This window comes from Streptomyces sp. NPDC023541 (assembly GCF_055559995.1).
Window position 1 is genome coordinate 86,124 of the sequence record NZ_JBVHJO010000010.1, and the last position, 18,178, is coordinate 104,301.

An 18,178-nucleotide genomic window follows, 5' to 3' on the forward strand; every position below is an offset into this window, starting at 1 on the left:
GCGGGCGGGGGCGGCCGCGGGCGGGGACGAGAGGGGCTGGTGGCCGATCCCGGGCCCGTCGGACCCGGGCGGGGGTGTGCAGTGGGCTCGGGGCGGCGTAACCTTGCTGGCGCCATGCCGTACGAAGCACCCACCCACACCGTCGAGCGCTCCCTCCGTGCAACCACCGGCGCCAAGGTCATCGCCGGGGTCGACGAAGTCGGACGAGGGGCCTGGGCCGGTCCCGTCACCGTGTGCGCGGCGATCACGGGCCTGCGCCGGCCGCCCACCGGGCTCACCGACTCCAAACTGCTCACCCCCAAGCGACGCGACGCCCTGCTCGACGTCCTGGAGGGCTGGGTGACCGCGTACGCGCTCGGGCACTCCACGCCCGAGGAGATCGACGAGCTCGGGATGACCGCCGCCCTGAGGCTCGCGGCGGAGCGCGCCCTGGAAGCCCTGCCGGTGCGGCCCGAAGCGGTGATACTCGACGGCAAGCACGACTATCTCGGCCCGCCCTGGCGGGTCCGTACGGTGATCAAGGGCGACCAGTCCTGCATCGCCGTCTCCGCGGCTTCGGTCATCGCCAAGGTCCGCCGCGACCGGATGATGGCCGAGCTCGGCGAACAGGGCGGTGGGATCGAGGACTTCGCCTTCGCCGCCAATGCCGGATACCCCTCGCCCGTACACCGCGCGGCTCTGGAGGAGCGGGGGCCCACCCCCTACCACCGGCTCTCGTGGTCGTACCTCGACGCGCTGCCCAGATGGCGTCACCTGAAGAAGGTGCGCCGCAGCGAGGAGTCGATGGAACTGGAAAACGGAGGCCAACTCGGCTTCGATTTCTGATCGCACCCATGTGCCACCGACCGGTACGTTTCGTACCGGTGTTTGATAGATGTCAACTCATGCCTCTCACCCCCGCCATCGAGGAGCCTCAGATTCACGAGAGTGCCCAGGGTCCCCGCGTCACGCCGGCCGCGAGCCGCACCGCGCAGACCCCCCGCCCCGTACCTGGTCCGCGTCCCGTCGCCGTCCCGCGGCCCGGACGCCCCGGTCCCGCCCGGCCCGCACCTCCCGCGCAGCGTGCGGCGCAGGCCACCCCCGGACCCGTTCCCGCAGCCCCTGCCCCCACCGCACCGTCCGTCTCCGCGGCGGTGCCGCAGATCCAGCTGATCCCGGCGTCCGCCGAGGGTGCGCTGGACGCGGCCGAAGAGGCCGTGGACCTGCTGCTCGACACGGGGCGCGCGCCCGGCGACATCCTGGTGCTCACCACCGGCGACCCGCACCCGTGGGCCGCCCACGAGCTGTCCTTCGGCGAGGCCGCGTACTGGGCCCTGCACGACGCCGGGGACGACGTCTTCTACGCGGACGCGGCGCAGGTCCAGCGTGCCGCCGGCCGTCCCGTCGTGGTCTTCGCGGCCAACGGCGGTGCGGTCGACACCGTCGCGGGCTCCCTGCCGGTGGCGCTCACCCGGGCGGGTGCGCTGCTGATCGTGTGCGGTGACCCGCAGCAGATCAACTCCGTGCTGGGTGCGGGCGTCTGACGCCCTGTACCCCGGCACGGGCGAGGGGCGGGGCGGGCGCTGAGCCGGCCCCGCTGAAGCCCGGCCCCGGGCCGAGGTCCGAGCCGTGGCCCGAGCCGACACCCGCCAGGGTGCCCGACGCCTGATCCGCCGTACGCCCGGTCCCGGGTGTACGGCCGTGAGGCCTCGCCCGCGAGGAGGCCGCGCACCGGGTGCGGGCGTCAGCGCGCGGCGGTCCGGCGCAGGGCCTCGGCCGCGCCGCCGCCGGTGTGCAGGGCGAGCGGAGCGAACTCGGCCACGGTGTCACCGAGCCGCTGGGGCCGCGATTGCGAGCTGGGCCTCCGCCCGCCACGGCCTTCGCCCAGCACCTGCCAGCCGCCGCGGGTCAGCGTGATGTACGCGCCGCAGCGCAGCCCGTGCAGGGTGCAGGCGTCCCGCAGCCCCCACATCCACGCGCCGTCCTCCGGGGTCCACCGCTCGTCGCCCTCGCGGCAGTAGAGCAGCACGGCCGTGCGTACCGGGGTCCGTCGCCGCAGGTCGTGCGGGAGGACCCGGCGCAGCCGGGACAGCAGGGCGTTGCGGTACTCCCAGCCGTCGGCCGACGCCGAGCGCTGCACGAAGGAGGCGCTCGCCACGAGCTGTTCCTCCGGGCCGAGGACGGCGATCACCGCGGTCGAGGGCACCGGGCTGTGCCGGGAGTGCAGCCCGCTGACCACCTCGCGCGGATCGCGCAGCAGGGGAATGCCCGCCGACGTCCACTCGGACGGTTCCAGCAGTCTGCCGTGCCGGCTCGCGCCACCGGTGGCCGTTGCCAGGGACGATGTCGAAGGCGGCGTGAATCCGAAGGTCACGTTCCTCCCTTCGGGTACACGCCCGCGGACGGGCACGGCTGGAGTCGGGGCGCGCCGCAGCGCGGCCCAGGAGGGTGCCGAGGAGCCGAGCGGGAGCACTCCAATTCTCGCGTGGCTTGCGAGCATGCGGCAACGAGCAATTGACGACGCCGACCGGAATTCGCCGGTATGCCGTTCATATCCTTGCCCCGCCACGCCGAGAATGACGCATCCGGCCCCCCGCGGAGCGTCGGCACCAGCAAGAACGCCTCCGTCGCGGGGTGAAGTGGCCGAGTGTCGTAGCCATCGGGTTGCATGGGGGCATGGACACCCAGGAGCTGCGCATCGAAGCCGACACGATCCTCGCCGAGCTGGTCGGCGACCCCGGGGGGTCGGCCCGGCTGCGGGAGGACCAGTGGCAGGCGGTGGCGGCCCTGGTCCAGGAGCGCCGCCGGGCGCTGGTGGTGCAGCGCACCGGCTGGGGGAAGTCGGCGGTGTACTTCGTCGCCACCGCCCTGCTGCGCCGTCGCGGCTCCGGCCCCACCGTGATCATCTCGCCGCTGCTGGCCCTGATGCGCAACCAGGTCGAGTCGGCGGCGCGGGCCGGCATCCAGGCCCGCACCGTCAACTCCGCCAACCCGGAGGAGTGGGACGCCATCTACAAGGAGGTGGAGCGCGGCGAGACCGACGTCCTCCTCGTGAGCCCGGAACGACTCAACTCCGTGGACTTCCGCGAACAGGTCCTGCCCGAACTCGCGGCCACGACCGGTCTCCTGGTGGTCGACGAGGCCCACTGCATCTCCGACTGGGGCCACGATTTCCGCCCCGACTACCGCCGGCTGCGGGCCATGCTGGCCGAGCTCGCCCCCGGTGTTCCGGTCCTGGCCACCACGGCGACCGCGAACGCGCGCGTCACGGCGGACGTGGCGGAACAGCTGGGCACCGGCGCCGGCGAGGCCCTGGTGCTGCGCGGCCCGCTGGAGCGGGAGAGCCTGCGGCTGGGCGTGGTCCGGCTGCCGGACGCCGCCCACCGGCTGGCGTGGCTCGCCGAGCACCTGGACGAGCTGCCGGGCTCGGGGATCGTCTACGCCCTCACCGTCGCCGCGGCCGAGGAGGCCACCGCCTTCCTGCGGCAGCGCGGCTTCAAGGTGGCCCCGTACACGGGGCGCACGGAGAACGCCGACCGCCTGCAGGCGGAGACCGACCTGCAGGAGAACCGGGTCAAGGCGCTGGTCGCGACATCCGCGCTCGGCATGGGATTCGACAAGCCGGACCTCGGTTTCGTGGTCCACCTCGGCTCGCCGTCCTCGCCGATCGCCTACTACCAGCAGGTGGGCCGCGCCGGCCGCGGCGTCGAGCACGCCGACGTGCTGCTGCTGCCCGGCAAGGAGGACGAGGCCATCTGGCGCTACTTCGCCGACACCGCCTTCCCTCCGGAGGCGCAGGTCCGGCAGACCCTCTCGGCCCTCGCCGACGCGGGACGGCCGCTGTCCGTGCCCGCGCTGGAGGCGGCGGTGGACCTCCGGCGCACCAGGCTGGAGACCATGCTGAAGGTCCTTGACGTGGACGGCGCGGTCAAGCGGGTGAAGGGCGGCTGGGCGTCCACCGGCCGGCAGTGGACCTACGACTCCGAGCGGTACGCGTGGGTGGCCCGGCAGCGCGCCGCCGAACAGCAGGCCATGCGCGACTACGTGACCACGACGGGGTGCCGCATGGAGTTCCTGCGCCGGCAGCTCGACGACGAAGGGGCCGCCCCGTGCGGCCGCTGCGACAACTGCGCGGGGCCCTGGGCCGAATCCGCCGTCTCGGCGGAGATGCTGACCGGGGCGGCGAAGGAACTGGACCGTCCTGGCGTGGAGGTCGAACCGCGCCGCATGTGGCCGACGGGAATGCCGGCCCTGGGCGTCAACCTCAAGGGGCGGATCCCCGCCGGCGAGCAGTGCTCCACCGGCCGCGCCCTGGGCCGGCTCTCGGACATCGGCTGGGGAAACCGGCTGCGGCCCCTGCTGGCCGAGAACGCCCCCGACGCGCAGGTCCCGGACGACGTCCTGAACGCCGCAGTGGCCGTCCTCGCCGACTGGGCCCGTTCGCCCGGCGGTTGGGCGCCGAACGTCGCGGACCCCTCCGCCCGGCCGGTCGGGGTCGTCGCCGTCCCCTCCATGACCCGCCCGCAGCTGGTCGGTTCCCTGGCCCAGGGGATCGCGGCCGTCGGCCGGCTCCCGTTCCTCGGCACGCTGGCGTACACCGGACCGGGCGGAGCGCACGCGGCACGCCGCAGCAACTCCGCCCAACGACTGCGGGCGCTGTCCGACGTGTTCACCGTGCCCGAGGACCTGGCCGCTGCGCTGGCCGGCGCTTCCGGCCCGGTCCTGCTCGTGGACGACCGCACCGACTCCGGCTGGACCCTCGCGGTCGCCGCCCGGCTCCTGCGCCGGGCGGGCGCCGACCAGGTCCTCCCCCTGGTCCTCGCCTCGGCGGGCTGACCCGACGGCGGGAGCACGGCCGCGCCCCCCGACGCCCCGTTGCCCGTCCGCCGCTCGAGCGATGCCCGAGCGGCGGTTCGTAGAGAGACGGCAGTCGGCCGTCAGGAAGGAGGGCCGCTCTCCCGGCGCGAAGGACGGAAGACTGTGCAGGAATACCCCCAGGCAGGGCAGGCGGCGGACGCGTTCGGCGAGGTCGCGCGCGTCTTCGAGGAGAACTTCGCGGCGGGCGAGGAGCTGGGCGCGGCCGTCGGCGTCTACCACCGGGGCCGCCCGGTGGTGGACCTCTGGGGCGGCTGGGCGGACCCCGCGCGCACCGATCCGTGGCGTTCGCACACGCTGGCGGTGCTCGCCTCCCCGACCAAGGCACTGGTCACCGCGGCCTACCTGCACCTGGCCGACCGGCAGCGGCTGGACCTGGACGAGCCGGTCGCGGCGCACTGGCCCGAGTTCGCCGCCAACGGCAAGGCGGCCATCACCCCCCGCATGATCCTCACGCAGCGCTCCGGCATCGTCTGCCTGGACCACGCGCCCCTCACCCCGTCCGCTCTGCGCGCCCACACTCCGGTCGCCGAGGCACTGGCAGCGGCCCGCCCCGAGTGGGAGCCGGACACCGCGCACGGCTACCACGCCACCACCTACGGGCACCTGCTGAGCGAACTGGTCCGCCGCCGCACCGGGCTCACCGCGGGCCGCTACTTCGCCCGCCACCTCGCGGGACCCCTGGGCCTCGACGCGTACATCGGACTGCCCGCCGGCACGGACGCCCACCTCGCCACCATGCTGGAGTCCAAGGCGGAGGCCCTGATGGACGGCGCGGACCCCGGTACGGAGCTGGACATGCTCCGAGCCCTCGGCGAACCCGGGTCGCTCACCCACCGGGCCATGATCGGCAGCATGCGGCTGCACGACGCCCCGGACCCGTCCGTCGAGGACCCCTCGTACGGAGGCCTGGCCGGCGCCGGCTCGCTGTCCCGGCTGTTCGCCGCCCTGGTCGGCGAGGTCGACGGCATCCGCCTCATCGGCCCCGGCCTCACCGCCGAACTGGCCCGCCCCTACTCCCGCGGCACGTGCGAGGTGGTGCTGCTGCCCAGCACCTGGGGCCTCGGCTTCATGCTCCCGGACAGCCCGGTCTTCCCGGCCTCCGCCGGACTCGGCCCGCGCGCCTTCGGCTTCGACGGCGCCAACGGCACCTTCGTCTTCGCCGACCCGGACCACGAACTGGCCTTCGCATACGTCCAGAACGCCGGCTCGCGCACCATTGGCCGCATGAACGACCGGGCGCACCGCCTGGTCGCGGCCGTGTACCGGTCGCTCGGGGGGGAGCGTGCGCGGGGCGTGAGGCAGAGGGCACCCCGGCGCGGGCTCTAGCGGTTTTCCAGGGCTCGTGAAGGGTGCTTTGAGCGGCCGCTGGGAGCGTGACGCCTCCCAGCCGACCCTTCGCGGAGGAAACATGGCCAACGCCAACGCCAACGCCAACGCCCACGCCCCTGCCCACGCAGACGCACGCACCGCCCTCGTCACCGGAGCCACCAGCGGTATCGGCCTGGAGATCGCCACCCGGCTCGCCCGCGCCGGCCACCGTGTCTTCCTGGGCGCCCGCACCGCCGACCGTGTCGAGCAGACCGTCGCCGCACTGCGGTCCGAGGGACTGGACGTGGACGGCCGGAGCCTGGACGTGACCTCCCGCGAGGACATCACCGCCTTCGTCCGGGCCGCCACCGAGCGCTTCGGTCCGGTGGGGATCCTCGTCAACAACGCCGGCCGCTCCGGCGGCGGCGTGACCCGCGAGGTCCCCGACGAGCTCTGGCTCGACGTCATCAACACCAACCTGAACAGCGTGTTCCTGATGACGAAGGACGTCCTCAACCACGGCGGCATGCTGGAGCAGGGCTGGGGCCGGATCATCAACATCGCCTCCACCGGCGGCAAGCAGGGCGTCCTGCACGGCGCCCCCTACTCGGCCTCCAAGCACGGAGTCGTCGGCTTCTCCAAGTCCCTCGGCCTGGAACTGGCCCGGACCGGGGTCACCGTCAACGCCGTCTGCCCCGGCTTCGTCGAGACGCCGATGGCCGCCCGGGTGCGGGAGACGTACGCCGGCCTGTGGGACGTCACCGTCGACGAGGCCCACGCCCGCGTCAGCGCTCGCGTGCCGGTGGGCCGGTACGTGCTCCCCGAGGAGGTCGGCGCGATGGTCGACTACCTCGTCGGCCCGGGCGCCGCCTCCGTCACCGCGCAGGCCCTCAACGTCTGCGGCGGCCTGGGCAACTACTGACCGGCCGCCGCCCCGCCGCAGTCCCGGCGCGCACGCGCCGCCCGAAGACCCGAAAGGACATGCCCTCCTCATGGAGAACACGGCCGAGCTGTACTTGGACCTGCTGGAAAAGGTCGTCACCAACCTCGTCTACGAGGACGCCCCGATCCCCAACGAGTGGTTCCCCGAGCGGGAGTTCCGCCCCGAGAACCGGGAGACCGGCACCGACTGGCCGAGCGTCGCGCACACCATGGTGGGCCTCAAGCGCGTCCGCAACATCCGCACCCTCCTCGACCGGGTCGTCGCCGACGGCGTGCCCGGGGACTTCATCGAGACCGGTGTATGGCGCGGCGGCGTCTGCATCTTCGCCCGCGGATACCTCAAGGCCCACGGGATAACCGACCGGAACGTCTGGCTCGCCGACTCCTTCGAGGGCATCCCGGACACCGGCGAGGACGGCCACCCCATGGACCGGGAGATGGCCCTGCACCGCTGCAACGGCGTGCTCGGCGTCACCGCCGACACCGTGCGGGAGAACTTCGGCCGCTACGGACTCCTCGACGACCAGGTCCGGTTCCTTCCGGGCTGGTTCAAGGACACACTGCCGACCGCTCCCGTCGAGCGCCTCGCGGTGCTGCGCCTGGACGGCGACCTGTACGAGTCCACCCTCGACGCGCTCGACAACCTCTACCCGAAACTCTCCACCGGCGGCTTCGTCGTGATCGACGACTACTTCATCCCGGCCTGCCGCAAGGCGGTGGACGAGTTCCGGGAGAAGCACGGCATCACGGACGAGATCGAGGCCATCGACGAGTACAGCGTCTTCTGGCGCCGCTCCGCCTGAGCCGCCCGCCGCCCGCCGACCGCCCGACCGTCCGCACACGCCATCGGCCTCCGGGATCTCCCAGGATCCCGGAGGCCGATGGCGTGTGCCGGTGGCGCCTCGGACGGTCAGGCGGCGGCGGTGCGGTCCGCCAGCTCCAGCGTCGTACGGCTGTTCCTGCCGAGCACCTCGCGCAGGTGCCGGCGGGCGTCGGCCACCGTGGCCCCCGCACCGAGGACCTCTTCCACGGCGGCGGGGTCGATCACCACCGTGTGCTCGGCCGTGACCCGGGCGCCCGCCCCGGTCCCGGAGTCAGTGAACTCCCATACACCGCTGTGTCCGAGCAGCAGCCGCGGCGGCACCAGCTGCTTGTAGGCGATCCGCTCCCCGGGCCGGCAGACGCGCACCGAGCGGGTGGTGTGCGCCGCCCCGTCGGCGGTGACGGTGTCCATCTCCATCTCCTGCACCCCGGCGGCGTCCTCGGTGAGCTCCACCCGGCCCACGTGGGGCAGCCGCTCGGGCCACAGGTCCGCGCGGTGCACGAACGCGTAGGCCTCCTGCGCGGTGCAGTCCAGGGCGACGGTGTCGGAGAAGGAGAACACCAGGTCGCCCGCGTCCGCGCCGAGCTCGGCGATCCGGGCCAGGGCCGCCAGTTCCAGCGGGCTGTTGCGGTCCAGCGCGGCGTTGATCCAGTCCACGGTGTCGGGGTCGTCGCCGACCGCCGTGAAGTCGTGCAGCAGCACGATGTCCGTACCGCCGTCCTCACGCACCTCGAAGATCCATTCGCCCCCCATGGAGGCGATGGGCGGAGCGCTCTCCTCCTGATCGAAGCGGATCCGCAGGTTCAGCGGGTCCAGGGTGCGGCGCGATACCCACGTCTTGACCTCGCCCCCCACCGTGGCCCACAGCCGGAACCGCTCGGAGAGCTCGCCGCGCTCCAGATAGTGCGCGGCGACGCTGGGCGCGAACACGGCCGGCCACCGGCCGACGTCGGCGGCGAGGTCGTACAGCGCCTGCGGCGGGGCGGTGGAGGTCAGGGCGTGCCGGGTGTGCCGACGCATGCCTCAGCCCGCCGCGGGGAGGGAGCCGTTGACGGCGTCCAGCAGCTCGCGCGGGGTGGCGACCTTGTCCGGGATCTCCACGCCGTACTCGCGCTGGATGACGGCCGAGGTCTCCAGCAGTGCCAGCGAGTCGTAGCCCAGCTCCGTGAAGGCGGTGTCGAGGATGTCTCCGTCGAGCTGGCCGCCCTCGCTGCCGGCGGAGTCCGACAGGATCCGGCGCAGGTCGTCCAGGGTCATCGTGGTGGTGGTCGGGTCGCTCATCGTTGAAATCTCCTTCATCGTTACTGCTCGTTGCCTCAGTGGTCGTACGTCCGCAGGACAGCGGCCGAGTTGAAGCCGCCCGTACCCCGGGCGAGGACGAGGGCCGTCGACAGCCGTGCCTCGCGGGGGGCCTTGCGGACCAGGTCGATGCCGTACTCCTCCGGTACGTCGTCGGTGTTCGCGGTCGGCGGGATCACCCCGTCGCGCAGCGACAGCAGCGCGGCCACCACGTCCAGCGGTCCGCCCGCGGACTGCAGCCGCCCGGTCAGCGCCTTGGGCGCGGTCACCGGGACGCCGTGGGCGCCGAACACCTCGCGCAGGGCCTCGGCCTCGCCCCGGTCCAGCGCGGGCAGGCCCGCCGAGTCCGCGAAGACCACGTCCACTTCGGCCGGAGCGGCCCCGGCCTCGGCCAGTGCGAGCTCGACGGCGCGGCGCAGGGCCGGAGGCCTCGGCGAGCCGGGCGGCGGGTCGAAGGTGGAGGCCTGTCCGGCGAGTTCGCCGTACACGCGGGACACGCCGCGCCGGCGGGCCGCTTCCGCGTCCTCCAGGACCAGGATCGCGGCGCCCTCCCCGGGCACGTGCCCGCTCGCCGTCCGGTCGAACGGCCGGTACTCCCCGGAAGCGGCCACCCGGCCCCCCGACCACTGCGCGGCCCAGCCCCACGGGTCCAGCGCCGAGTCCGCGCCGCCGGTGACGACCAGCTTCGCCTCGCCGCGGCGCAGCGCCCTCCGGGCGTGACCGAGCGCGTCCAGCCCGCCGGCCTGCTCGGCGACGAGCGCCTTGCCCGGGCCGCGCAGCTGGTGGCGGATGGAGATCTGGCCGGTGTTGACGGCGTAGAACCAGGCGAAGGACTCGTACACGCTGACGAACTGCGGCCCCTTGGACCACAGCTTCGCGAACTCGCGGTGGGTGAACTCGAAGCCGCCGAACGCGTTGGCGGTGATCACACCCATGTCGTAGTCGACGAGCGCCCCAGGGTCCACGCCGCCGTCGGCCAGGGCCAGCTCCGCGGCGGTCAACGCGAACCGGGTGGACCGGTCGGTCTGGGGCAGCAGCCGGTTCGGCAGGTGTGCCGCCGGGTCGAAGCCCCGCACCTCGCCGGCCCGCCCGGCCGGATATCCGGAAGCGTCGAACGCGGTGATGTCGGCGATGCCGCTGCGGCCCTCCAGGGTCGCGGACCAGAACTCATCGGCGTCCGGTCCGTTGGGGGCGACGACACCCAGCCCCGTGAACACTGTGGTCGTCATGACACTCCTTCCGGCCGCCGCAGCAGCATCGCGCTCTGGAAACCGCCGAACCCGCTGCCCACGGTCAGCACGGTGTCCACGCGCTGCTCGCGGGCGGTCAGCGGCACGTAGTCGAGGTCGCACTCCGGGTCGGACCGGTAGAGGTTGGCGGTGGGCGGCACCACGTTGTGCTTCATGGCGAGCGCGCACGCCGCGATCTCCACGGAGCCGATGGCCCCCAGCGAGTGGCCCACCATGGACTTGATCGAGCTGATCGGGGTGCGGTAGGCGTGGTCGCCCAGAGCGCGTTTGAACGCGGCCGTCTCGTGCCGGTCGTTCTGCACCGTGCCCGAGCCGTGGGCGTTGACGTAGTCGATCGCGTCGGCGTTCAGCCGGGACTGGTCCAGCGCGACCCTGATGGCCTCGGCCATCTCCCGGCCGTCCGTCTTCAGACCGGTCATGTGGTAGGCGTTGAGGCGGGTGGCGTACCCGCTGACCTCGGCGTAGACCGTCGCGCCGCGCGCCCGCGCCCGCTCCAGCTCCTCCAGGACGAAGACGGCCGCGCCCTCGGCCAGGACGAAGCCGTTGCGGGAGGCGTCGAAGGGGCGGGAGGCGTGTGCGGGGTCGTCGTTGCGGTTGGTGGTGGCCTTGATGGCGTCGAAGCTGGCCACCACGACCGGGGTCACCGGGGTGTCGGCCGCTCCGGCGAGCATGACGTCGGCGGTGCCGTCCGCGATCAGCTGGACGGCGTTGCCGACGGCGTCCAGCCCGGAGGTGCAGCCGTTGGACACCAGGGCCACCGGGCCCTCCGCGCCCACCGTCCACGCGACCTCGGCGGGCAGTTTCCCCGGAGTCAGGTAGTCGTACATGTGCGGCGACAGGTAGCCGGGATCGACCTCCCACTGCCGTCCGGCGTCGGACAGCACCAGGTACTCGCGCTCCAGGCTGGTCGCGGCGGCGACGGCGCTGCCGAGGCTCACGCCGACCCGGGACGGGTCGAGCGCCCCGAAGTCGAGGCGGCTGTCCGACACCGCGTCGCGGGCGCAGACCACGGCGAACTGCGTCGCCCGGTCCATTCTGCGGACCTCCCGCGGGGTGAGCCCTTCGGCCCCCGCGTCGAAGTCGCACTCGCCCGCGAGCTGGGAGCGGAAGGGGGTGGGGTCGAAGAAGGTGATCCGGCGGGTCGCGGTACGACCCGCGGCCAGCAGGGACCAGAACTCCTCCGTGCCGCTTCCTCCCGGTGCGCGCACCCCCATACCGGTTATCACGACACGACGGGACATCGAATCGGTTTCCTTCTCGAAGAGGTGACTCGGTAGGACCGGGAGAAACCCGGCCGGGTCCCTTGGTAGGCGGAGGCGGTCAACCTCGGCTCAAGAGGCGCTCGATGTGCGCTCAGGACGGACGGGGGTCCAGTGGTTCTCTAGTGCCGCGGTGCACCGTCCGTGCGATGAAGATCCTCTTTATCACCGGGGGGAGTCCGGCGACCGTCTTCGCCCTCGCCCCGCTCGCCTCGGCGGCCCGTCTCGCCGGCCATGACGTCCTCGTCGCCTCCCCCGAGGACATGGCCCCGTACGTCACGGGCACCGGGCTGCCCGTCCTGCCCGTCACCGACGGGACCATGCGCCGGTTCATGTTCGAGGACCGCGCCGGGCGCGAACTGTCCATCCCCGGCGACCCCCAGGAGCGGATCCGCTTCAACGGGGAGGGGTTCGGACGGCTGGCCGCCGCCTGTCTGCCCCGGCTGCGCACCCTGGCCGCCGACTGGAGCCCGGACCTCGTGGTCGGCGGATCGCTCTGCTACGCGGCGGCGCTGCTCGCCCACGAGCTCCGCGTTCCGTGGGTGCGGCACACCTGGGACCTCGGCGAGCCGCCCGGGATGGATGCCGGGGCCGCCGCCGAGCTGTCCGCCGAACTCGGCGGGGCCGGGCTGGACGGACTGCCCGCGCCGCGGCTCTGGGTGGACATCTGCCCGCCGGGGCTGCGCGCCGCGGACCTGGCCGCCGGCCCCCGGCAGTCGATGCGGTTCGTCCCCGCCAACCTGCGCCGGCCGCTGGAGCCGTGGATGCTGCGCAGGCCGGACCGGCCCCGGGTGTGCGTCACCGCGGGCAGCCGGGTCGCCGGGCCGGACGGGGTGGCCGAACTGGTCGAACTCGCCCGGACGGTGGAGGGCCTCGACGGGGAGCTGGTCGTCGCCGCCCCGCAGGACGTGGCGGACGCGCTGACCGCCGCGGTGCCAGGGGTCCGGGCCGGCTGGTTCGCCCTGGACACCCTGCTGGCCACGTGCGACCTCATCGTCCACCACGGCGGCGGACAGACCGCCATGACCGCCCTGCACGCGGGCGTGCCGCAGCTGCTGGTGCCCACGATCCCGAAGATGCTGGAGCCGTGCCGCCGCATCGAGGCGCGTGGCGCGGCCGTGGTGCTGGCCGACGGTGAGCAGTCCGGCGCCCGGATCGCCGGCGCGGCGGCCGCCCTGCTGGCGGGCTCCGGCCCCCGCGAGCGGGCTGCGGAGATCGGCGCGGAGATCGCCGCGCAGCCGGCCCCGGCCCGGGTGGTCTCCGTACTGGAGTCGCTGCGGGCGTGACCCGCCCCGCGCGCACGACGACGGCCCCGCCCGGACCGGGCGGGGCCGTCGTGTGCTCTCTCCAGTGCTCTCCCGTGCTGCGGCGCCCGTGTCAGGGCCGGGACGCCGCCCCGGCCTCGCGGGCCACGGCGCCGACCGTCCGGTCCAGGGCCTCGTCCAGCGCGGTGCGTGCCCGCCAGCCCGTGGCGGCCGTGAAGGCCGAAGGGTCGACCTCCAGGCTGCGGAAGTCGGTCGGGTCCGCGTGCGGGGGCGGCTCCACCGACACCACCGGCACCGGCTCGGCCCCCGTGTGGCGCGACACGGCGCCCGCCACCGCCCCGAACACCTCGCCGAGCGGCCGCGCCCGGCCGGTACCGATCAGGAAGTGGCGGCCGGACAGCGACTCCGCGTGCACCAGGGCCGCCGTGAACGCCCGGGCGGCGTCCTCCACGTACAACAGGTCGCGGCGGACCGTGCCGTCGTGCCACATCGTCAGCGGCTCCCCGGCCAGTGCCCGCCGGATCATGGTGGACACCACCCCGCGGTCGTCGGCCGTCGGGGAGCCCGGGCCGAAGACGGGCGGCAGCCTGAGACTGACGGCCCGGGCCAGGCCGCGGGCCGCGGCCTGCTTCAGCAAGGACTCGGCGGCGTGCTTCTGCCGGTCGTACACCCCCTCGGGGCGGTCCGGTTCGGAGCCGTCGATGCGCTCGGCGGTGACCCGCCCCACCTGGGTGTTGCTGGCCGGGAACACGACCGCGGGCGGGCCCCCGGGGCCGGGGGGCCGTTCGGCGAGCAGCGCCACCAGGTCCCGGACCAGGCCGACGTTGACCCGGTCCGCCTCCTTGTCGTCCTCGGACAGCCGCCACCCCGACGCTCCGCGGATCCGGGCCGTGAAGGGCAGTACGGCGTCGGCGCCGGCCACTGCCCGGGCCAGGACGTCCCGCTCGGTGAGGTCGCCGGTCAGCACCTCCACCCGCCCGGCGAGCCGCTCCGGGAGCACGACCGGCCGCCGGGAGACCGCGCGCACCCGCACGGTGCGGTCGGCGGCCAGCTCCCGGACCACGGCCGAGCCGAGGAAGCCGGACGCCCCGAGCACCACGACCTGCCGCGGCGCGCTCACCGCCCGCCTCCACCGCGGGCGCCGCCGCCGGCCGGCACGCAGTCGGCGTACGACGGCAGCAGCCCGGCCTCGCGGGCAGCGGCCAGGGTCGGCGCCCCCCGGTCGCGCTCGGACAGCACCGGATCGTGCCCGCCGGGCAGCTCCAGGCCCAGCGCGGGGTCCAGCGGGTGCACGGCCCGCTCCTTGTCCGCCCGGTAGGCCGCCGACAGCAGGTACACCATCACGGTGTCCTCCTCCAGCGCGGCGAACAGGTGCCCCACACCCGGCGGCAGGTAGAGCGCGGTGCCCGCCTCCGGGGAGAGCTCCACCCGCTCGCTGCGCCCGAAGGTGGGCGAACCGAGCCGGAGGTCGACCACCACGTCCAGGGCACGGCCGCCGGTGCATAGCACGTACTTGGCCATGGACCCGGGCGTGGCCGTGTAGTGCACCCCGCGCACCACCCCGCGCCGCGACCGGCTGGTGCTGACCTGGGCGACGGGGAAGAGCGGGCCGCCCAGTGCCGCTCCGAAGGCGGCCTCCTGGTGCGGCGAGCGGAACGAGCCGCGCTCGTCGTGGAAGACCTCGGGTTCGAAGGCGTACGCACCCTCGACCGCCAGCTCGCGGACCTTCACGCGGCACCGCCGGGGCGGGTGGCGACGAACAGCCCCGGGCCGTAGAGCTCGTGCCGCACGTACGTGGGCTCCAGCCCGGCCCGCAGGAACGCGTCCCGGTACTCCGTGCGCTCGAACAGGCTCATGACGTGCGTGTCGGTGAAGTGCTCGATGCCGGTGCGGGGGTCCGCGACGGTGTAGTGCACCTCCATCCGGCTGGTCCGTCCGGCGCGGACGGTGTGGGAGACCCGGGAGATGGTCCGCTCCCCGGAGCGGACCACGTCGGCGCCGACCCAGCCGGGCAGGAAGCTCTCCGGGCACCACCAGGGTTCGACGACGAGGACGCCGCCGGGCTCGAGGTGCCCGGCCAGGTTCGCGACGGCCGCGTCCAGGTCGGCGGCGGTCTCCAGGTATCCGACCGAACTGAACATGCAGGTGACGGCGGAGAAGGTGCGGCCGAGCCGGAAGTCGCGCATGTCGCCCTCCGTCAGCGCGGTCCCGGGGTTGTTGCGGGCGGCGACGGCGAGCATCTCGGCGGACAGGTCCACCCCGGCGACGTGGCCGAAGAAGCCGGTGTGCTCGGCCAGGTGGGAGCCGGTGCCGCAGGCGACGTCCAGAAGCGAACCGTCGGCCGGGGACACCGAGGCGCGCTGCTCGACGAGTTCGCGCACCACGGCCGCCTCGGCCCGGTAGTCCTTGCCGCGGCCGTGGTAGAAGTCGTGGTAGACGTCGGCGCGGCGGTAGATGAGCGTGTCCGTGCTGGCAAGCATGGTGTGGGCCTTTCGATCGGGCGGTTGGGGCGGCGGCAAGATCCGAAAGAGACGGCCTAGAGCGTCCGCAGGACCTCGTGGAGCGCCTCGATGACCTTGTCCTGCACGGCCTCGGGCAGCGACGGGTACATGGGCAGCGAGAAGATCTCCCCGGCCAGCCGCTCGGTGACCGGCAGCGAGCCGGCCTCCACACCGAGGTGGGCGAAGCCGCGCATGGTGTGGACCGGCCACGGATAGCTGATGTTGAGGGAGATGTCGTAGCGCTCCTTGAGGGCGCTGATGATCTCGTCGCGGCGCGGGTGGCGCACCACGTACACGTAGTACACGTGCTCGTTGCCCGCGGCCGTGGCCGGCAGGGTCAGCCCGCCCGGCCCGCACAGCCCGGCGAGCCCCTCGGCGTAGCGGCGCGCCACCCGGCGCCGGCCTGCCACGTAGGCGTCGAGCCGGGTCAGCTTGCGGCGCAGGATCTCGGCCTGGACCTCGTCGAGCCGGCTGTTGTGGCCGGGCGTCCGCTCGACGTAGTACACCTCCTCCATGCCGTAGTACCGCAGCCGGCGCAGCGCGCGGTCGGTGTCGGCGGAGCCGGTCAGGACGGCCCCGCCGTCGCCGTACGCCCCCAGCACCTTGGTCGGGTAGAAGGAGAACGCCGCGGCGTCGCCCATGGTCCCGGCCGGCGCCCCGTGGTGCCGGGCGCCGTGGGCCTGCGCGCAGTCCTCCACGATCGCCAGTCCGTGCTCGTCGGCCAGGCGCCGGAGCGGATCCATGTCCACGCACTGTCCGTACAGGTGCACCGGCAGCAGCGCCTTGGTGCGCGGGGTGATCGCGGCGGCCACCTGGTCGGTGTCCATCAGGTGGTCCTCGGCGCGGACGTCGACGAAGACCGGGACGGCGCCCGCCGCGTCGATGGCGACGACGGTCGGGGCGGCGGTGTTCGAGACGGTGACGACCTCGTCTCCGCGGCCCACGCCGAGGGCCTCCAGCGCCAGCTGGACCGCGTTGGTGCCGTTGTCGACGCCGACGCAGTACGGCAGGCTGTGGCGGGCGGCGAACTCGGCCTCGAACCCGCGCACGCTCTCGCCCAGCACCAGCCGGCCGCTGGCGAAGACCTGCTGTACGGCGTCGAGGATGTCCTCCCGCTCCGCCTCGTACTCCGGAAGGTAGTCCCAGACATGGGTGGTCACTCGTCGTCCTCCTTGTAGAAGCCCGCGAACGTCAGCAGGCTCCGGGCCTCGACGTTCAGGTGGTTGCCGTAGCGCACGAAGTCGGTGAGCTGGCGCAGGGTGATCCAGGCGTAGTCGTCGGGCACCTGCAGCGGGAAGCCGTCCGCGACCTCGACCAGCAGGTAGCGGTTCTGCGCGTGGTAGAAGCGGCCGCCCTCCTCCGAATGGACCCGGTCGAAGCGGATCCGCTCCGGTGGAGCCTCCAGCACCTCCGAGAGGAACCGCGGTCGGCGCTCCTCGGGCAGGCCGCGGTAACTGTCGGGCTGGCACTGCACGGTCGGGGCCATCTCCACGCCGTCGAAGCCGCCCGTCTCGGTCCGGGCCTGCATCAGGACGTGCAGCACGCCCCCGATACGGCGGACGAGGAAGGCGATGACGCCCTGGCTGCGCGGTTCGAACATGGGCTGGTGCCAGCGCGCCACCTCCCGGCTGTCGGTTTCGACGGACACCCCGATGACGGCGAAGTGCTGGTCCCGGTCGTGGACCAGGGCACCGTCGCGCCGGCTCCACCCCTCGACCTTGGTGAGCGGGATCAGCTGCCGGGTCAGCGTGCAGCGGTTCTTGGCCTCGGTGAACCAGCTCAGCAGGTGGGTGGTGTCGTGCAGGGCCACGTTGCCGGGGGCCCAGGAGCGGGCCAGCGCGCCCCGGAAGGTGTCCGCGACCAGGTCGGCGTCGCGGTCCCGCCACGAGGCGGCACCGGCCAGGACCGTACGGGTGTCCATGTTGACCAGGTTCGGCTCGCGCAGCAGCAGGGCGATCTGCTCGAAGTCCAGCCAGCAGAAGTCCTCCAGCACGGGGACGTCCCCGTCGACCTGCACGATCATGTTGCGGTTGCGCTTGGCCAGGAACCAGGACGCCTGCTCCGACTGCAGGACGTCCGACAGGACCCGTCCCGAGCGCGGCGCCGTGAAGTACTCCAGGTAGGGGACCGACCTGCCGCCGTGCGCACCGGTGAAGTTGGACCGGGTCGCCTGCACGGTCGGCGAGAGCTGGAGGCCGTTGACGTTGCCCGGCTCCATCTTGACCTGGAGCAGGAAGTGCGGGACGCCCGCGAACTCCTTGACCAGGATGCCCAGGACGCCCTGCTCCGGCTGGACGATGATCGGCTGCTGCCAGGCACCCACCTCCCGGCCGGAGTCCGCCACGTCCAGCCCCTCGACGGTGAAGAACCGCCCGGTGCGGTGCACGAGGTTGCCGGAGTCGGGGTCGGTACGCCAGCCGTCGAGGGCGTCGAGCGGGATCCGATCCACCCGGTAGCCGTGGGCGCGGCGCCGCCCCGCGTACCAGTCCTGGAATTCAGCTATGCCGGAGAACACGCGGCCACCTTCCGTGCGGAAAATTCCATCCCATTCCCCCAGAGGAATGCCTGCTTTCCGAGGAGAACAGCCTTTGAGTGGAATCGCATGGCGCCGATCCTGCCAGACGATTTCCCTTCCGGTCACCCTGCCGGGGCTTCTGTATTCCCTTGCGAGCGG

Annotated in this window: 17 protein-coding genes; 7 read left to right on the top strand and 10 right to left on the bottom strand. The window is 73.5% G+C overall.

Annotated features, from left to right (window positions below; genetic code table 11):
* The first annotated feature begins 114 nt into the window (after window positions 1-114).
* Window positions 115-825, top strand: a complete 711-nt coding sequence (locus tag ACZ3X1_RS24655; protein WP_356810455.1) for a ribonuclease HII — start codon at window positions 115-117, stop codon at window positions 823-825.
* 59 nt (window positions 826-884) lie between these two features.
* A complete protein-coding gene (locus ACZ3X1_RS24660; RefSeq protein WP_362631029.1) occupies window positions 885-1,523 on the top strand; it encodes a hypothetical protein in 639 nt (212 codons plus the stop codon).
* Window positions 1,524-1,723: 200 nt separating this feature from the next.
* Here ACZ3X1_RS24660 and ACZ3X1_RS24665 read toward each other — a convergent pair whose 3' ends face one another.
* Entirely contained in the window at window positions 1,724-2,353 is a 630-nt protein-coding gene (locus ACZ3X1_RS24665; RefSeq protein ID WP_362631027.1) for a hypothetical protein, read from the bottom strand.
* Window positions 2,354-2,655: 302 nt separating this feature from the next.
* Here ACZ3X1_RS24665 and ACZ3X1_RS24670 point away from each other — a divergent pair, with 302 nt between their 5' ends.
* The 4 genes from ACZ3X1_RS24670 (at window position 2,656) to ACZ3X1_RS24685 (ending at window position 7,910) form a co-directional block, all read left to right on the top strand.
* Window positions 2,656-4,815 carry a RecQ family ATP-dependent DNA helicase gene (locus ACZ3X1_RS24670; RefSeq protein WP_467280986.1) on the top strand — a complete coding sequence of 720 codons (2,160 nt, stop codon included), beginning with the start codon at window positions 2,656-2,658 and terminating at the stop codon, window positions 4,813-4,815.
* 144 nt (window positions 4,816-4,959) lie between these two features.
* Window positions 4,960-6,183: a serine hydrolase domain-containing protein gene (locus ACZ3X1_RS24675; protein WP_467280987.1), complete on the top strand. Its 1,224-nt coding sequence runs from the start codon at window positions 4,960-4,962 to the stop codon at window positions 6,181-6,183.
* A gap of 82 nt (window positions 6,184-6,265) precedes the next feature.
* Window positions 6,266-7,087: an SDR family NAD(P)-dependent oxidoreductase gene (locus tag ACZ3X1_RS24680; protein ID WP_467280988.1), complete on the top strand. Its 822-nt coding sequence runs from the start codon at window positions 6,266-6,268 to the stop codon at window positions 7,085-7,087.
* A 70-nt stretch (window positions 7,088-7,157) separates the two neighbouring features.
* Entirely contained in the window at window positions 7,158-7,910 is a 753-nt protein-coding gene (locus tag ACZ3X1_RS24685) for a TylF/MycF family methyltransferase (protein ID WP_356810449.1), read from the top strand.
* Between the two features lie 107 nt (window positions 7,911-8,017).
* Here the strand turns inward: ACZ3X1_RS24685 and ACZ3X1_RS24690 are convergent, their stop codons facing one another.
* The 4 genes from ACZ3X1_RS24690 to ACZ3X1_RS24705 are packed head-to-tail and all read right to left on the bottom strand — an operon-like array spanning window position 8,018 to window position 11,720.
* On the bottom strand, window positions 8,018-8,950 hold the full coding sequence (locus tag ACZ3X1_RS24690; protein WP_356810448.1) for an aromatase/cyclase: 933 nt from the start codon (window positions 8,948-8,950) through the stop codon (window positions 8,018-8,020).
* Window positions 8,951-8,953: 3 nt separating this feature from the next.
* Complete coding sequence (locus ACZ3X1_RS24695) at window positions 8,954-9,211, bottom strand: acyl carrier protein (protein ID WP_362631017.1); 258 nt, start codon at window positions 9,209-9,211, stop codon at window positions 8,954-8,956.
* A gap of 35 nt (window positions 9,212-9,246) precedes the next feature.
* Complete coding sequence (locus ACZ3X1_RS24700) at window positions 9,247-10,458, bottom strand: ketosynthase chain-length factor (protein WP_467280989.1); 1,212 nt, start codon at window positions 10,456-10,458, stop codon at window positions 9,247-9,249.
* Entirely contained in the window at window positions 10,455-11,720 is a 1,266-nt protein-coding gene (locus ACZ3X1_RS24705) for a beta-ketoacyl-[acyl-carrier-protein] synthase family protein (RefSeq protein WP_356810445.1), read from the bottom strand. Before ACZ3X1_RS24705 ends, ACZ3X1_RS24700 begins: the two co-directional genes overlap by 4 nt.
* A gap of 167 nt (window positions 11,721-11,887) precedes the next feature.
* On the opposite strand from ACZ3X1_RS24705, the gene ACZ3X1_RS24710 reads away from it, so the two are divergent.
* Entirely contained in the window at window positions 11,888-13,024 is a 1,137-nt protein-coding gene (locus ACZ3X1_RS24710; RefSeq protein WP_356810444.1) for a glycosyltransferase, read from the top strand.
* Between the two features lie 91 nt (window positions 13,025-13,115).
* Here the strand turns inward: ACZ3X1_RS24710 and ACZ3X1_RS24715 are convergent, their stop codons facing one another.
* From ACZ3X1_RS24715 to ACZ3X1_RS24735, 5 genes are read right to left on the bottom strand one after another with little or no spacing between them, the layout of a single operon-like run.
* Window positions 13,116-14,123, bottom strand: coding sequence for an NAD-dependent epimerase/dehydratase (locus tag ACZ3X1_RS24715; RefSeq protein ID WP_356810443.1), 1,008 nt, complete (start codon window positions 14,121-14,123; stop codon window positions 13,116-13,118).
* Window positions 14,120-14,734, bottom strand: a complete 615-nt coding sequence (locus ACZ3X1_RS24720; protein ID WP_467280990.1) for a dTDP-4-dehydrorhamnose 3,5-epimerase family protein — start codon at window positions 14,732-14,734, stop codon at window positions 14,120-14,122. Before ACZ3X1_RS24720 ends, ACZ3X1_RS24715 begins: the two co-directional genes overlap by 4 nt.
* A complete protein-coding gene (locus tag ACZ3X1_RS24725; RefSeq protein ID WP_356810441.1) occupies window positions 14,731-15,483 on the bottom strand; it encodes a class I SAM-dependent DNA methyltransferase in 753 nt (250 codons plus the stop codon). The genes ACZ3X1_RS24720 and ACZ3X1_RS24725 overlap by 4 nt, the downstream gene beginning before the upstream one ends.
* Before the next feature lie 56 nt (window positions 15,484-15,539).
* Window positions 15,540-16,664, bottom strand: a complete 1,125-nt coding sequence (locus ACZ3X1_RS24730; RefSeq protein WP_467280992.1) for a DegT/DnrJ/EryC1/StrS family aminotransferase — start codon at window positions 16,662-16,664, stop codon at window positions 15,540-15,542.
* Window positions 16,661-18,019 carry an NDP-hexose 2,3-dehydratase family protein gene (locus ACZ3X1_RS24735; protein WP_356810439.1) on the bottom strand — a complete coding sequence of 453 codons (1,359 nt, stop codon included), beginning with the start codon at window positions 18,017-18,019 and terminating at the stop codon, window positions 16,661-16,663. The genes ACZ3X1_RS24730 and ACZ3X1_RS24735 overlap by 4 nt, the downstream gene beginning before the upstream one ends.
* Window positions 18,020-18,178: the final 159 nt, after the last annotated feature.